The 15,748-nt window shown below is 41.2% G+C and carries 12 protein-coding genes and 1 tRNA gene; 4 read left to right on the top strand and 9 right to left on the bottom strand.

The window, feature by feature from the left end; genetic code table 11:
• Positions 1-132 precede the first annotated feature (132 nt).
• Positions 133-217, top strand: a tRNA-Tyr gene (locus tag CWC17_RS11795).
• Between the two features lie 62 nt (positions 218-279).
• Here the strand turns inward: CWC17_RS11795 and CWC17_RS11790 are convergent.
• Positions 280-930 carry a M48 family metallopeptidase gene (locus CWC17_RS11790; RefSeq protein WP_138541811.1) on the bottom strand — a complete coding sequence of 217 codons (651 nt, stop codon included), beginning with the start codon at positions 928-930 and terminating at the stop codon, positions 280-282.
• Positions 931-1,240: 310 nt separating this feature from the next.
• On the opposite strand from CWC17_RS11790, the gene CWC17_RS11785 reads away from it, so the two are divergent.
• Both CWC17_RS11785 and CWC17_RS11780 read left to right on the top strand, forming a co-directional pair.
• Positions 1,241-4,573: an MHYT domain-containing protein gene (locus CWC17_RS11785; protein ID WP_138612999.1), complete on the top strand. Its 3,333-nt coding sequence runs from the start codon at positions 1,241-1,243 to the stop codon at positions 4,571-4,573.
• Positions 4,574-4,582: 9 nt separating this feature from the next.
• A complete protein-coding gene (locus CWC17_RS11780) occupies positions 4,583-5,578 on the top strand; it encodes a response regulator (protein ID WP_138541813.1) in 996 nt (331 codons plus the stop codon).
• Here the strand turns inward: CWC17_RS11780 and CWC17_RS11775 are convergent.
• Together CWC17_RS11775 and CWC17_RS11770 are read right to left on the bottom strand one after the other, a co-directional pair.
• Positions 5,575-6,003, bottom strand: coding sequence for a VOC family protein (locus CWC17_RS11775; protein ID WP_138541814.1), 429 nt, complete (start codon positions 6,001-6,003; stop codon positions 5,575-5,577). The two genes, CWC17_RS11780 and CWC17_RS11775, sit on opposite strands and share 4 nt — an antisense overlap.
• A 1-nt stretch (position 6,004) precedes the next feature.
• Positions 6,005-6,661 carry an HD domain-containing protein gene (locus CWC17_RS11770; protein WP_138612998.1) on the bottom strand — a complete coding sequence of 219 codons (657 nt, stop codon included), beginning with the start codon at positions 6,659-6,661 and terminating at the stop codon, positions 6,005-6,007.
• A 139-nt stretch (positions 6,662-6,800) separates the two neighbouring features.
• Between CWC17_RS11770 and CWC17_RS11765 the strand changes: the two genes are divergently transcribed.
• Positions 6,801-7,991: a class I SAM-dependent methyltransferase gene (locus CWC17_RS11765; RefSeq protein WP_138541816.1), complete on the top strand. Its 1,191-nt coding sequence runs from the start codon at positions 6,801-6,803 to the stop codon at positions 7,989-7,991.
• A 97-nt stretch (positions 7,992-8,088) separates the two neighbouring features.
• On the opposite strand, the gene CWC17_RS11760 is transcribed toward CWC17_RS11765, so the two are convergent.
• The 6 genes from CWC17_RS11760 to pgl all read right to left on the bottom strand — a co-directional run bounded on the left by CWC17_RS11760 (position 8,089) and on the right by pgl (position 15,746).
• A complete protein-coding gene (locus tag CWC17_RS11760) occupies positions 8,089-8,385 on the bottom strand; it encodes a PilZ domain-containing protein (protein ID WP_055016272.1) in 297 nt (98 codons plus the stop codon).
• Positions 8,386-8,394: 9 nt separating this feature from the next.
• Positions 8,395-8,775 (bottom strand): response regulator, encoded by a 381-nt coding sequence (locus CWC17_RS11755; protein WP_055016273.1) that lies wholly within the window; start codon positions 8,773-8,775, stop codon positions 8,395-8,397.
• 74 nt (positions 8,776-8,849) lie between these two features.
• Positions 8,850-12,737, bottom strand: coding sequence for an ATP-dependent RNA helicase HrpA (hrpA, locus tag CWC17_RS11750; protein WP_138612997.1), 3,888 nt, complete (start codon positions 12,735-12,737; stop codon positions 8,850-8,852).
• A gap of 93 nt (positions 12,738-12,830) precedes the next feature.
• A complete protein-coding gene (locus tag CWC17_RS11745) occupies positions 12,831-13,865 on the bottom strand; it encodes an isoaspartyl peptidase/L-asparaginase family protein (RefSeq protein WP_138612996.1) in 1,035 nt (344 codons plus the stop codon).
• Positions 13,866-13,989: 124 nt separating this feature from the next.
• On the bottom strand, positions 13,990-14,697 hold the full coding sequence (locus tag CWC17_RS11740) for a SapC family protein (RefSeq protein WP_138612995.1): 708 nt from the start codon (positions 14,695-14,697) through the stop codon (positions 13,990-13,992).
• Between the two features lie 338 nt (positions 14,698-15,035).
• On the bottom strand, positions 15,036-15,746 hold the full coding sequence (gene pgl / locus CWC17_RS11735; RefSeq protein WP_138612994.1) for a 6-phosphogluconolactonase: 711 nt from the start codon (positions 15,744-15,746) through the stop codon (positions 15,036-15,038).
• Between the last annotated feature and the right edge of the window lie 2 nt (positions 15,747-15,748).

The following is a 15,748-nucleotide window of genomic DNA, read 5'->3' as shown; positions in this document are numbered from 1 at the left end:
GAGTGGTGCCCGAGCGGCCAAAGGGATCAGACTGTAAATCTGACGGCTCAGCCTTCGCTGGTTCGAATCCAGCTCCCTCCACCACTTTTCTTACCGCTAAGTTAAGTGGGGCCAAATGTAACAAAATAGTGTGGAGGGGTTCCCGAGCGGCCAAAGGGATCAGACTGTAAATCTGACGGCTCAGCCTTCGCTGGTTCGAATCCAGCTCCCTCCACCACTTCTTATCTTCAGTATCTTTTTCTATCTCTTTTTTATCACTATTTCAATTTCATTTTTAGACTAATTATCAAATACCCACTGTAATGTTGCCCCGTGGTTTTTAAGCCATGCTGATGCCAATTTATAATCGGGATAAAATTTAGCTACGCGCTTCCAAAAAGCGTTGCTGTGGTTTAAATGCGTTAAATGAGCCAATTCGTGCACAATAACATAATCAATTATATGATGCGGTGCCCCAACAAGGTTTAGGTTAAAGGTTAGTTCTCGTCGAGAATTACAACTCCCCCACTTACGTTTATAACTTCCAATCGTCAATTTAGTCGGTAATGCTTCTGACATCTGTTGGCAATAATAGGCTAAACGCATTTCAATGTAGTTTGTTAGCATTTCTTCAAGAGCAAGGCAAAGTAGCTGCTTACGTTTTTCGAGCTGTTTTTTTACTCGTTTAGAAGTGTAAATAATAAACTCGCTGTCGGACTGCTGAACATACGAGCGTGTCCCTTTAGCGAAAGTAATAGTATATGGTTTAGCAAACACCGTAACTTTCTGACTTTTAAATGGATATTGATGAACATCAATAGCATTAAGTTGTTTATGTAATTGCGCAGCTACCCACTCTTTTTTACTGAGCAGCCATTGTTCTATATGTATTTTTGATACGTGCGTAGGTGCATAAACAGTAACTAATTGTTGGCTAACTTTTATTGCCACTGTTTTACGCCTTGTACTTCGCTTTAACTGATACTCAAACAAGGTGTATGCTCAAAATCTAAAAAAGCCTATTATAAAGCCTTATCTATTCAATGTAGTTATTTAACGATAAATAAATAAATAAATAAATAGGTTCAGTATTTTTTACTAACTCAAAATAACGTTTTATTAATGAAGTGCACTGCGTATGTTAATATTTTCACAAGAAAAAGTAACTTCACAGATTTATAGTATAAATTATTAGATTAACAGTTTATTTATATAATAAATCTATTAAACTAGTTTAATAAAGATACTAATTTGAGTCGTTATGCTCTCTGCATTTTTTATAACCGATCAAGATCCGAGCCTTATTATCAATGGTGCATATAACCCTATACTGGTTAGTTTATCGGTCGTTACCGCTATTTTTGCGGCCTTTTTTACCGTATGGTTAGTTGATGTAGCTAAGCAAACACAGTTCGAAAGCTATAAACGCCTAGCCAATATAACCGGAGCCACTGTTTTATCGGCCGGCATATGGAGCATGCACTTTATAGGTATGTTGGCTTTTTCGCTATGTACAGATATAAGTTATGATCCGCTGATAACCCTTTTATCTTTTTTACCTGCATTTATTGCATGCCAATATGCCTTTTCGATTTTAGTAAAATCGCAAGGCTCGCTCAAACACCTGATTATTTGCTCTATTTTACTTGGCTCAGGTATTGGCACAATGCACTACAGTGGCATGGCGGCTATGGAGCTGGCCCCCTTACTACGTTACGACCCAGCCATGTTTGCTTTATCGATTGTGGTCGCTGTTGGTTTATCGTTTATAGCACTTTTTACCCGTTATTATTTAACGCGTTTGCTACCTAATTTATCACAGATACAAGCGCGTGCTATTACCGCTATTATTTTAGGCTCAGCAGTGGCGGGCATGCACTACATGGGTATGGCCGCTACCCGATTTGTTGCAACCACACCGCTTTTACCTGATTATCAAGAGTCAACCACTGAGCTTGCTTTTGTGGCTATTGCCGTAGCTACCGCGACGGTTGCTATAACTTGTGTTATTGCAGTTATAAATGGCATGGTAAGATACCGCTTATTACTTGAGGAAAAATCGGCGGATGAATCGCGCTTAAATGCTATTTTAGGCACTGCTATTGATGGCATTGTAACTATTGATCACACCGGCATTATATTGAGCTTTAACGAAGCTGCCAGCAAAATTTTTGGTTGGCGAGAAAGTGACGTTCAGGGGCAAAATGTAAAAATGCTGATGGCCGATGAAATCGCCCGCCACCACGATGGCTATTTATCTAACGCCAAAAATGTAGATCTTGGTAAGGTAATTGGTATAAATAGAGATGTCTCTGCTAAGCACAAAGATGGCCACCTCTTCCCAATACGCTTAGGCATAGGAGAAGTTAACCAGCCCGACCAGATGCCATTATATGTTGGTTTTATTACAGATTTAACCGAACAACGCGCCTTGCAACAAAGCCTTATTGAAAAAGAGCAAAAGTACCGCTCTTTGATGGATAATATGCCTGGCGCTGCTTTTCGTTGTAAATACGATGAAAACTGGAGCATGTTATTTATCAGCCCGACTATAATGGAGCTCACAGGCTACACGCCAGAAGAGTTCACAGAAAGCTGCATTGAATTTAATGATCTCATTTTAGAAACAGATCAACCAACGGTTAACGAAGCCGTAGCACAAGCCATGACCTCAAGCTTAAAATACTCGGTAGAATACCGTATACGCCACCGCAACGGTAAAGTCGCCTGGGTACTCGATAAAGGCAGTATAACCCTTGATAAAGAGAATAACCCGCAGTGGATAGATGGGGTGCTCGTTGATATTACAGAGCAAAAAGAATACGAAGACAAACTAGAACAAGCTAAATTGCAAGCTGAAGAAGCTGCGCACGCTAAGCAATCGTTTATGGCTAATATGAGCCACGAAATTCGCACACCAATGAATTCTATTATCGGTTTTAGCGACCTACTCATGGACACACCGCTAAACCAAGAACAGCAAAAACATTTGGTTACAGTCAATAATGCGGCGCGTTCATTATTGAGACTCCTTAATGAAGTGCTTGATACCGCAAAGCTTGAGCGCGGAAAGTTAACGATTGAACCAGTACACTTTAGTTTGAAGCAGGTACTCGATAGCATTATTTCGACATTTTGGCTTGAAGCAAAAAAGAAAGACCTGCGCTTAAAGTTAAACATTAAAGACTCTGTGGCCAGCACCTACTATGGCGATCCAGATAGGTTAAGGCAAATTTTAACCAACCTAATCGGTAACGCCATTAAATTTACCGAGCAAGGATCGGTTGAGCTCACTGTAAGCACCACACAAACCGAACAGCTCTTTTTTGAAGTGCAAGATACCGGCATAGGTATTGCTAAAGACCGTGTTAAAGCTATTTTTCAGCCGTTTGTTCAGGCCGATGGCACCACAACTCGTCGCTTTGGTGGTACAGGACTTGGCACAACCATTAGTAAACAATTAGTAGAGCTGATGGGCGGCACCATAAACCTAGTCAGTGAAGAAAACAAAGGCACCTGCTTTTATTTCTCATTACCTCTTAAACAAGGCGATGCAGAAAAAATAGATCATTTCGATGGCCTACACACCCAGTTACCCTCACTAAGAGTGCTGGTGGTGGATGATATCGAGCAAAACACCGAGTTACTCTCTTTATTACTTTCTAAAGATCAGCATTTAGTTACCAAGGCAAGCAACGGTTTAGACGCTGTGGAAATATTTGAAAAGCAAAGCTTTGATGTCATTCTGATGGATATTCATATGCCTGAGTGTGATGGCATAGAAGCCACCACGAAAATTAGAGCTATCGAAAAACAAAGACAGTTGAAATTCACCCCTATTATTGCCCTAACAGCCAGCGTGCTTCAGCAAGATAAACTTACAGCTAAACGTGCTGGTATGAACGGCTTTGCTAATAAGCCTATAGATATAAATCAGCTTAACCAAGAAATTGCCCAAGTGCTTGGCTTAGGTATTGCAAAAGATATGGTGATTAGCCAATCAGACCCTGAGGCTAAACACATCGACTTTGAAAAAGGTGTGATGCTTTGGGGCAATAAATACAAGCAGTTAACCGAAATTGCCAAATTTATAAATGACAGTAATAAACGATTTGATATTTTATTTAATACTAAATTATCGCAGGTTAAAAACGAGCATAGCCTAATACACACCCTTAAAGGAGTTGCTGGTAATTTAGGTCTTACAACATTAATGACTTTATTAGCCAATTTAGAACGCGAGCAAATACCTGAGCAATCTCAAGCGTTAGTTACACAAATAAAAGATGAATTAGAGACCATAACGCAATTAATATCAGGCGATGAATGCACACAAATCACACCTGCTGAAAGTGAGGATATTGAGCAAAAAAGCACGCTAAGCACAGCTGAATTAAAGTCACTGTGTGAAACGCTGCACCATGAAGCGCAAAGTGCTGAGCTCAACGATGATTTACTTGCACTGCTTGAAAATAACGTCCCTGCACACTTACAAACTAAAATTAGTGAGGTTGTAAACGCGTTTGATGAATTTGATTTTGATCAGGCACAACACATACTAGACGATTTAATTAAAGAGTTTACCGAAGAATGAGAATATTGAATGGATTTTAGCAACGACAAGCCGCGTATATTAATCGTTGATGATGAACCTGCTAACTTAAAAGTTATGCGAGAAGTATTAGGTAATCAATACCGCATGTCTTTTGCTAAATCAGGCGCTGCAGCACTTGCCCTACTTGAGAAAGAACAGCCTAAGCTCATATTACTCGATATCATGATGCCCGATATGAATGGGTTTGAGGTATGCCAAATACTTAAAAGCACACCCACGCTTTCGCACATCCCGATTATTTTTGTAACGGCTCTTGGCGATGAAAGCGATGAGTTTAAAGGGTTTGAACTCGGTGCGGTTGATTACATTACTAAACCTATTAGTCCTGCGATTGTACGCGCACGTGTTAAAACACATTTATCGCTTGTACAAGCTGAGCAATTAAAGCAAGCCCATGTTGATTTAGTACATAGATTAGGCCGCGCTGCAGAGTACAAAGACACAGACACTGGTGAGCACATTGCTAGAATGAGCCAATACAGTAAATTATTAGCATTAGAATTTGGCATGGGTGAGCAACAAGCAGAGCTACTTCGCCAAGCAGCCCCTATGCACGATGTAGGTAAAATAGGTATTCCGGATGCTATTTTATTAAAGCCTGGGCGATTGACCCCTGACGAATTTGACCACATGAAACAGCATGCGGCTATTGGCGCACAAATTTTAGCAAATTCCTCATCACCGCTATTACAACTTGCCCATAAACTGGCTATAGAGCACCACGAAAAGTGGGATGGCAGTGGCTACCCTAATGGTTTAAAAGGCGAACAAATATCGGTTGAAGGGCGTATTGTAGCGATTGCAGATGTATTTGACGCCCTTACCTCAAAACGCCCTTATAAAGAGGCTTGGAGTGTAGAAGAGGCGCTTGAACATATGCAAGCACAAGCAGGTAAACACTTTGACCCCGACCTCATCAACTTATTTGTAAATAAGCTCGATGGTATAATCGCAATCAAAAACGCATACCAAGAGCAACACTAAGTATTGCGCTTGCGCGAACCTTGTTTTACATCGCCATATACCGCTTTTATGTGCGGGTAGTCATGAGAGGTTATTTCGTGGCTATTCCCACTGTTATCTTTAAAATAAAGTGAAAACGTAACACCATGATCGGCCAGCACTGTTTTTATGTTTAAGCCTTTTAAATAATCAATCCAACAAATAAACTGTGCACCTGTGGCTGAAAACGCAATCCCTTTACTTCGCCCTTGTGCTTCAAACAACGCTAAACGTGTTGTTTTTGCGGTATCTTCAAGTGTGAGTGGCCCCTTGCCATTTTCATTCCAAAAGGCAAGCTCTTCAACAACGCTAAAGCCTAACACCTGCTTGTACCATTTTAGCGCTTCTTGGATGTTTTCAACATTTAGGTGGCAATGATCTATGCCCGATAATAATGGAGCGCTCATACTATTGGCCAATTTCTGATTTTAACTGCTCTAAAAACGCATACATATACGTTGTGCGTCGCTCTGCCTCAGCTTTAGCTGAGGGCGTATTCATGCTCTTAGCAATATGAAGCAATTTAATAAAAAAATGATCCAGAGTATAGGTTTTATCATCTGCTTCGCGATTAACACAAAACGGATCATCAGGGTTGTACAGTAAGCGACTGATAGAACCCCCTACTTTCATACAGCGGCTGACACCTATTGCACCGAGTGCGTCCATCCTATCGGCATCTTGCACGATTTGAGCTTCTAAAGTTTTAACCGCTATATTGGCGCTAAAGCTATGGGCGGCTATAGCATGATGAATATCATCAAACAAACTCGCGTCATAGTTAATTGACTTTAAAAACGCAATGGCTTTATCTGCCGCCATGGTTGACGCTTTTGCTCTGTCAGGATGGTTTTTTGCCACTGCAACACAGTCATGCATCCATGCTGCGGGCAAAACAATATTCATATTGGCTTGCTCGGCGTGACACAATTGAATAGCAACACGTACTACGCGCTCTATATGTGTTATGTCGTGGGCTACATCAGCATGTATTAGCGAAGTAATAAATGTACGACATTGAGAATCTAGTTGTTGTAACTCAGGGGTTAAAACAGAGTTGGCCACAGTTATGTTCCAAAAACAAATTAATATAAAAATTGTTCATACTTTACCGTGCTTTACACCTTCCTTGCAAAACATTCATTGTATGTTGCTCTTTGCTTGACTAAAATACAGCGCTTATTTATTACTACTGAGAAGCCTTATGTCATCTGCCGTTTACCTCCAAGCCGGTCGCGAAAAATCATTAAAAAGAAAACACCCATGGTTATTTTCTAAAGCCATCAAAAAAATTAAAGGTAAACCAGGCCTAGGTGATACGGTAACAATACACGACAGCGAAGGTAAATTTCTTGCCACCGCAGCTTATAGCCCTCATTCACAAATAAGAGCGCGTGTGTGGAGCTTTGATGAAAAAGAAGTAATAGACCAAGAATTTTTTGAGCGTCGCTTACGCCGTGCTTTACAAGCACGTGAGCATGCAATCGCCGAAGGCGGTTTAACTGGATTTAGATTATGTGCTGCTGAGTCTGACTATTTACCTGGTGTTACTATCGATAAGTTTGATAACACCTTAGTATGTCAACTATTAAGTGCTGGTGCTGAGCGCCATAAAGGTGAAATTGTAGGCGCATTAATGGCTATTTTTCCTGGTGCAAATATCTATGAGCGCTCTGATGTAGACGTGCGCACCAAAGAAGGTTTAGAGCCCATCAAAGGCGTTTTGTGGGGAAACGAGCCTTCAGCACCTGTACTTATTGAAGAAAATGGCCTAAAGCTTGAAGTGGATATTTTAGAAGGTCACAAAACAGGCTTTTACCTTGACCAGCGTGATAGCCGCGCAGCACTTGAGCGTTTTTCAAAAGATAAAACCGTATTAAATTGCTTTAGCTACACAGGTACATTTTCATTGTATGCCTTACGCGGTGGTTGTAAACACGTTACTAATGTTGATGTATCGCAACCAGCGTTAGATACCGCTAAGCGTAACGTAGAGCACAATAACTTAGATTTAAATAAAGTCGATTTTGTAAAACAAGATGTGTTTAAGCTATTGCGCCAGTACAGAGATGAAGGCAAACAGTTTGACACTATTGTAATGGACCCACCAAAGTTTGCAGATAACAAAGCACAGTTAACTGGAGCGTGTCGTGGGTATAAAGATATAAACATGATTGCTATGCAAATTTTAAAGCCAGGCGGTACATTACTTACCTTTTCGTGCTCTGGATTAATGGAGCAAAATTTGTTTCAAAAAGTGGTAGCAGACGCTGCGCTAGATGCGGGTAAAGAGCTATTGATTATGGAACGTTTAAATCAAGCGGCCGATCACCCTATTGCGGGCAGTTACCCTGAAGGCTTTTACTTAAAGGGCTTAATTTGTAAGGTTTACTAAAAATTATTGTCATTACCTACAAGGACGTAGGTAATAAAAATCGAACGTAATTTAACCCCTGCGATGGCAAAAGCCACCAGCTAGGTGCTTATTTAATTTAGTTAAACTGGACTATTTCTAATCCTGCTGTAATAGTGCCATCGTCCTCTTTGCTAGCACGTATAACCTTAGCCGTTGCGTTTAAAGAGGCAATACTTGGGTGAGTTGACTCTATATTAACCTGAAGCAAAGTATCGAGTTCAAGTAAATCATCTAAATGAAGTGATAAACCAGTGGCACTTAAATCCACACATTCTGCGGTATAATTTAGCCCTGCAATAGGCTCAATTGTTGTTAATTGCGCAGGCGTATTAACCTGCATACGTCTAAAATTGCGCTTATCTTCAGTAAACATGCATCACCTTTAAACAACCGTGTTTATTTGCTCAAATAAAGTACCCATCGAAAACGGTTTTACCACATAGGCATCACACCCTGCATCAAACCCCGCCTGCTTTTCCGAAGGCGACTCTAATCCCGATACCATAACAACGGGTATATTTTTAGTCTCAGGCGTGTGCTTAAGCATCCGACATGTATCATACCCATCTAGGCCTGGCATACATACATCAAGCAAAATAATATCCGGCGGGTTAGCAATGGCAGACGCCAAACAGCTTTTGCCTGAGTCAGCATAACTAACTTCAAATTTTGAAGTCAGCGCAGATTTAAGCATTTCATAATTAAAATACTCGTCATCTACAACTAACAACCGCTTAATCTTATGTTCAACCGATGAGGACATAGGTATGTCGCTTCCTTCTCAACCAAAAATAAATCCTTCTATTAAGGTACTAAGCTTAATAGAAAATGCAAGTTTTATTCTATCTCTTTTATCGCATTCATAACGCGTTTTGCAGAAATAGGATATGGGGTACCTAAGGTTTGCGCAAACAGTGATACTCTAAGCTCCTGCTGCATCCAAAAAATAGCCTCTACCTCTTGCGGGATAGGTAAGCCTTTTGGAATTTTATTTACGAGCTTTTTGTACTCTTGCGCTACTTTTTCAAGCTCTAAAACACACAGTCTATCGCGGTTAGGATCAACAGGCAGTTTTTCTAAACGTTTTTGAATCGCTTTTAAATAACGAATTAGGTCGGGCATTTTATTTGCACCGTGAGCACTCACAAACCCTTTGAAGATAAGAGACTCAAGCTGCGATTTTATATCGCCATGGGCAGTTATCATAGTTAAATCGACACGCCCTTTCATTTTTTTATGTAACGCGTGGGCAATGCTTAAAACTTGTTCAACCTGGGTGGCAATTTCTACTACAACATCGCCTAGTTCGCCCCTAATATGCTCTTTAACTTTATCAAAAGCCTCTTCATCGCGTATATCACCATGCTTTAATAATAAGCTGTCTACACCGGCTGCAATACAATCGTCAATTAAATCTGCAATTTTACCAAACGGATTAAAGTACAAGCCCAGCTTAGCTTTATTGGGCAAGTTTTGCTGAAGGTACTTTATTGGTGAGGGTACATTTAATAATACTAAACGACGTAAACCTTGCTGATGTGCTTGCTGTGCTTTTTCTTCGCTATCAAAGAGCTCAATTGCCGCAGTGGATTTTTTATCTACCAGCGCTGGGTAAGCTTTTATTTCGTATTGGCCTTGCTTTTTAACGTACGAGGCAGGCAAAGCGCCAAAGTCCCAGTGTGTTAAATCGGCTTTTTCAATGCCTTTATCGGCCACTTTTGACAGCGTATCGGTTACTTTGCCTTGTAGCTGTGCTTTTAGTTTTGCTAAATCGAGACCGCGTGCAAGCAATTTATCGTGCTCGTCACGTACCTCAAACTGTAAGCGTAAATGAGGCGCCAGTGCGTTTAAATCCCACGCTTCTATCTCTACTTTTACGCCTGTCATTCTTAGTAAGCGTGTAGTAAGTGCATCGAGTAAGCTGCCTTGCATAGGCTCAATGGCAGCCAGTACAGCATCAGCGTAATTAGGAGCAGGTACAAAGTTACGACGTAACGACTTAGGCAGCGATTTTATTAAACCACTTATTAGCTCATGCCTAAAGGCAGGTATGTGCCAATCAAACCCGGTTTCTTGCACTTGGTTTAAAAGTGCGACCGGTATTTGTACAGCCACCCCATCAACAGCTTGTCCTGGATCAAAATGATAGCTCAGCGGTAAAATGATATTATCTTGCTGCCATGTATCAGGGTAATCAAATTCAGTTATATTACTTGCACCGTGTTGCATAAGCTCTTCACGGGTCATGTATAGATAGCGTTTATCTTTTTGCTTTTGCGCTTTATACCACTTTATAAAGGCTGCACGGTTGTTGATTTCTTTCGGTATTTTTTTATCGTAAAATTCAAATAACGTTTGCTCATCAACCAAAATATCGCGACGTCGCGATTTATGCTCAAGCACCTGAATATCTTCTATTAGCTCGCGGTTGTACGTTAAAAACTGCTCATTTAAGCCAAGCTCTTGCTCTACCAAGGCGGTGCGTACAAACAGCTCACGGCTAACTTTAGGGTCTATATTGCTATACACACAGCGGCGTTTATTAACCACCAATAGGCCGTATAAGGTTTGTTGCTCGAACGCGATAACAGCGCCTGGTTTTTTCTCCCAATGCGGCTCAGAATAGCTTCGTTTTACTAAATGCTGTGCAAGGGGCTCTACCCAATTAATATCTATTTTGGCATTAATACGTGCGTATAGTTTACTGGTTTCTACCAGCTCTGCCGACATAATCCATTTGGGGCTCTTTTTAAATAACCCAGACCCCGGAAAGATATGAAATTGGCTATTACGAGCGCCTTTATATATTTGCTTTTCGTCTTTAAAGCCAATATGACTTAACATGCCACTCAGTAGCGCTTTGTGAATTAGCTCAGAGTCAGCCACTTGCGTGGTTGCTTTAATTTTCATTTCGCTGCACACAGTGCTTATTTGATAAACAATGTCTTGCCACTCACGAATACGCATATAAGCTAAAAAGTCTTTTTGGCACAACTTTCTAAACTGGCTATTGGTCAGCTCACTTTGCTGCTCTTCTAGGTAATTCCAAAGGTTTAAAAAAGCAATAAAATCCGAGTCAGGGTCGTCAAAGCGGCTGTGTTTTTCGTTCGCTGCGGCACGTTTTTCTTGCGGGCGCTCTCGTGGGTCTTGAATCGACAGCGCAGCCACAATAATAATAACTTCTCGCAGTGCACCGAGCTTATTAGCCGTGAGCACCATTTTAGCTAAGCGCGGGTCGACCGGTAAGCGGCTAAGCTCACGACCTGATTGCGTTAAACTCGTTTGATGGCGTTTTTTACTCGGCTTAATCGCCTGTAGTTCTTCAAGTAGGGTTAAACCATCGTTAATATTGCGACTATCTGGCGCTTGTACAAACGGAAACTCGCTCATATCGCCAAGCCCTAATGCCAACATTTGCAAAATAACAGAGGCTAGATTGGTACGCAGTATTTCTGGGTCTGTAAATTCTGGGCGAGATATAAAGTCATCTTCTGAGTACAAGCGTATACAAATACCCGCTTCAACACGGCCACAACGCCCCATACGCTGGTTGGCACTTGCCTGAGAAATTGGCTCAATAGGTAAACGCTGTACTTTAGTACGATAGCTGTAACGGCTAATACGCGCTGTACCTGGGTCTATTACATAACGAATACCTGGCACCGTTAATGAGGTTTCGGCCACGTTGGTTGATAAAATAATATGGCGGCGCGAATGCGGGGCAAATATACGGTTTTGCTCTGCGTTAGATAAGCGCGAGTAAAGTGGTAGTACGTCGGTATGTTTTAAATTACGTTTAGAGAGCGCCTCTGCGGTATCGCGTATTTCGCGCTCGCCATTTAAAAATATAAGGATATCCCCAGGCCCTTCAGCACACAGTTCATCTACCGCATCAAAAATACCTTGCAATTGGTCGCCTTCGGCTTCCATAGCGTCTTTATTAATATCGCTTATAGGGTTATAGCGCACCTCAACGGGGAATGTACGTCCCGATACTTCAATAATTGGCGCATCATCAAAGTGCTTTGAAAAACGTTCAGGATCAATGGTCGCCGAGGTAATAATAACTTTTAAGTCGGGGCGCTTTGGCAATAAGTTTTTTAAATACCCTAAAATAAAATCGATATTTAAGCTGCGCTCATGGGCTTCATCAATGATGATGGTGTCGTACTGATTTAAAAAGCGGTCTTGTTGTATTTCGGCGAGCAAAATACCGTCGGTCATTAGTTTTACATAAGTATTATTAGAAACCTGATCGCTAAAACGTATTTTAAAACCAATTTGTTGGCCGAGCTCACATTTCATTTCCTCAGCAATGCGATTAGCTACACTGCGCGCGGCTAACCGCCTTGGTTGAGTATGGCCAATAAAGCCATCAACCCCACGGCCAAGCTCTAAACACATTTTTGGTATTTGCGTGGTTTTACCTGAGCCTGTTTCACCGGCAATAATCACCACTTGATTATTCGCAATAGCGTCTTTAATGACGTCCTTTTTTTGACTTACCGGTAATTGCTCAGGGTACGTTACAGCGGGCAGCTCAGCTAAACGTTTTTCACGTAGCTGCTGGCTGCGGGTAATATCAGCCGCTATTTTTTCAAGGGCATTGGCCTGCTTAGTCTCGTCTTGTATTTTTTTTACGCCATGTAAGCGTTTTTTAAATATAAACTGATCTTTTTTTAAGCATGTTTTAAGCTCGCCAAACAACTGACCTAGGTTTACCACCCGCACACCTTATAAATTTAATAAATGAGGGCTAATAGTATCAAAATAAACGCGCAGCGTTAATCCTACAATCCCTATAAGGCTTATATATCGCTATTGGTTTTTAAAAATGCCTACAAAGGTTGCTTGCGTGTTCGATTTGCTCGCTCGGTACATACCCGAGGTATTAAATGGCATGCTAATATGACCTTTAGCATCCACAATAATAACACCACCTGTACCACCTATAGGCGCAAGCACTTGGTCAATAACCTCATCCCCTGCCTGCTCAATGGTTTTATTTTGATATTTAACACGTGCACAAATATCACTGGCAACACTGTAGCGAATAAAATACTCACCGTGACCGGTGGCCGACACCGCACACGTCTCGTTTTCAGCAAAAGTACCCGCACCAATCACAGGAGCATCGCCAATACGGCCAAAGCGTTTTGCGGTCATGCCTCCTGTAGATGTACCTGCCGCTAAATTACCATTTTTATCCAGAGCCACGGCCCCTACTGTGCCCATTTTATAATTTGTTGGCAGGGCTTTATGTGCAGCTTGGTAGTTTTTGCTGGTTGCTTGTTCTTTTTCTAATTTTTGCTTCGCTTTTAAAAGTGCTTCATAACGATGTTTAGTATCAAATATATTGTTTTCTATCAGCTCAACGCCCTGCTCTTTGGCAAATTCTTCAGCCCCTTGGCCACTAAGCATTACATGTACAGAGTTATCCATTACTAAGCGAGCCAATTCAATTGGGCTTTCTATGTGTTTTACACCAGCAACTGCACCTGCTTGACGGTTTCGCCCATCCATTATTGAGGCATCTAGTTCATGGCTGCCATCATAAGTGTACACTGCACCGCGCCCGGCATTAAAATAAGGTGACTGTTCTAATACTTTAATGGCAGTGGTTATTGCATCTAAACTTTCGCCGCCTTTTTCAAGCACACTATAACCAGCCTCTACTGCTTCGGCTAGTTTAGCTCGGTAGGCTTTTTCTTTCTCTGGGGTAAACTTGGCTTTTTCAATTGTGCCTGCGCCACCATGAATCGCAATGGCAAACGGGGCTTGTTCACTTAACGCTAGTGTACTGAATGTTAAGCAGCTGCTGGCTAAAACCGATAATAAGACTGTTTTTTTCATCGTGGGCTCTTTTTACATATAGGTTAAAAACAATGTGAATGGTCACAACAAAAATTTCAACTAAAGCAAGATTAATGGCATAAAAAAAGCGCCATTAGGCGCTTTTTATTAAACGTGTATGTAGTTACGCGCTTTGCTTTGCTTTTAAACGTGCTAAACGTGCTACTTGGTGAGTAGATGTTAAGAACGAATAAATAGGTGCTAAGTAACCGCGCTTACGAAGCTCTAAAAAGTCTTCATCGCTTAGTGAGTTTAGTTTTTTCTCATCGATAAGGTAAATACCGTTGATGTCTTTTTTCTCGCCTTTAATGTCTACGGTTAGCGTTTGCGCTACTAGTAGCTCTTTATCAGCTAAGTATTTAGTGAATGCTTCTGTTACTTGAGAAAACTCAATGAAAGACACTAAAGACTCTTTACGGCGCTTTAAGTACTCTGTTTCTTCACCGTTTTCAAATAATGCGTTGCCTTCCTCTTCACCCACAAGCGAGCTTGCTTCATCAATAACAATACCGAATTGATCTTGCTCAGGGTGCTTTACTAGACCTAATGGGTAACGTGTAGATGCCATAGGTGCAAAAGCTGCTGTCCATTTGCCATCTTCTACAAACAGGTTTTCACCTGGCTCTAGGCCAAACATTGCAACTGCTTGAAAAGTACCGCTTTCGTTGTTTTTAACAAAAGACATTGGGAATTCATTTGCTACGCGTGCAAACTCATGTGCAACGACTGGCACTAAATGTTGAGTTTTCATAAATTCAACGTTGATGCCGTTTTGAATTTTAGTGTTGGCATGCTTTTCGTTGTGTAGAGGCTGTACTTGTTGCTCCGCCATGTTACTGCTCCGTTTATTTTTAATATATATGTTTCATTGTTAATGCCTTTAGGCTAATGCTTTTGAACGGAAAAAGGAAGGGAAAGTTTTATGACAACCGTCATGAAAAAATAAAGTTTAACTAAATCTGTGCGTTGCTAAAAAACAGACAATAAAAACTTTGAAAATACGCTCAAAAAAAGCACAAATAACGAGTAATTTTAATACAACCCCATAAAACTCATTAACATTGGTTAACAGTTTAACCGTATTTTTTGAATAGCTTTAGTACATTATTTAAGCAAATAAAAAGGCAGCTTAATTAAGCTGCCTTTTTAAACTGTAAACAAGCGGCTAAATTAAGGCGCCCAATACACTTCAATATTTATGCTTGGATGGTTTAGCACAGCGCGAAGTGGCATGTCGTTTACATCGCCCCCCGCTTTAGCCTGCTTGTAAACCGCTAGCTTTTCTTCACCACTGATCAGGAGTTTAACCACTTTAGAGTTAGCTATTGCATTTAACGTAAGTGTCATACGCTCTGTGATGCTACCCGTTACTTCACTTTCAATTGCATTAATAGCGCACACAGTTTGCTGTGTTGTTAAACCGTGCTCAAGGCCCTGTGCATGCGGAAATAAAGACGCTGTATGGCCATCTGGGCCCATGCCTAAAATTGTTACATCGTACGGTGCTTTTAAAGCGCTATAAGCGGCTTCACATACTTGTGTGCCCTGCTCGGCCGTTGCTGCATCATTTTTCATGGTAATGAAATTTGCGGCACTGCCATGATTTTGTAACAAGGTGCTTTTTATAAACGCTTCGTTACTTTTTTCGTGGCTTGGCTCAACCCAGCGTTCATCAACCATGGCTACATCTATATTTTGCCAATCTAAATCAAGCGTTGATAAGTGCTTGTACGCCGGCGCCGGAGACGAACCGCCCGATACCATAAGCACGGCTCGGCCATCACTTTTTATGCCATCGCGTAAAGACTGCTCAAGCGTGCGTGATAGCTCAGCGGTTAACTCATCTTTTGAGTCAAAAAATTTTTCAACAAGTGTTGCCATAC

Origin of the sequence: Pseudoalteromonas sp. S3785, assembly GCF_005887365.1 — a bacterium.
Classification (GTDB): domain Bacteria; phylum Pseudomonadota; class Gammaproteobacteria; order Enterobacterales; family Alteromonadaceae; genus Pseudoalteromonas.
Note: the sequence above shows the minus strand (reverse complement) of the source record. Positions and strands in the feature narration are given on the sequence as shown.

Bases quoted from the DNA above. Each gene is read 5' to 3' on its own strand.
- CWC17_RS11755 (WP_055016273.1), bottom strand. From the start codon at position 8,775: ATGTCCTCATCGGTTGAACATAAGATTAAGCGGTTGTTAGTTGTAGAT.
- CWC17_RS11760 (WP_055016272.1), bottom strand. From the start codon at position 8,385: ATGTTTACTGAAGATAAGCGCAATTTTAGACGTATGCAGGTTAATACG.
- CWC17_RS11745 (WP_138612996.1), bottom strand. From the start codon at position 13,865: ATGAAAAAAACAGTCTTATTATCGGTTTTAGCCAGCAGCTGCTTAACA.
- pgl (WP_138612994.1), bottom strand. From the start codon at position 15,746: ATGGCAACACTTGTTGAAAAATTTTTTGACTCAAAAGATGAGTTAACC.
- CWC17_RS11765 (WP_138541816.1), top strand. From the start codon at position 6,801: ATGTCATCTGCCGTTTACCTCCAAGCCGGTCGCGAAAAATCATTAAAA.
- CWC17_RS11740 (WP_138612995.1), bottom strand. From the start codon at position 14,697: ATGGCGGAGCAACAAGTACAGCCTCTACACAACGAAAAGCATGCCAAC.
- CWC17_RS11775 (WP_138541814.1), bottom strand. From the start codon at position 6,003: ATGAGCGCTCCATTATTATCGGGCATAGATCATTGCCACCTAAATGTT.
- CWC17_RS11785 (WP_138612999.1), top strand. From the start codon at position 1,241: ATGCTCTCTGCATTTTTTATAACCGATCAAGATCCGAGCCTTATTATC.
- CWC17_RS11780 (WP_138541813.1), top strand. From the start codon at position 4,583: ATGGATTTTAGCAACGACAAGCCGCGTATATTAATCGTTGATGATGAA.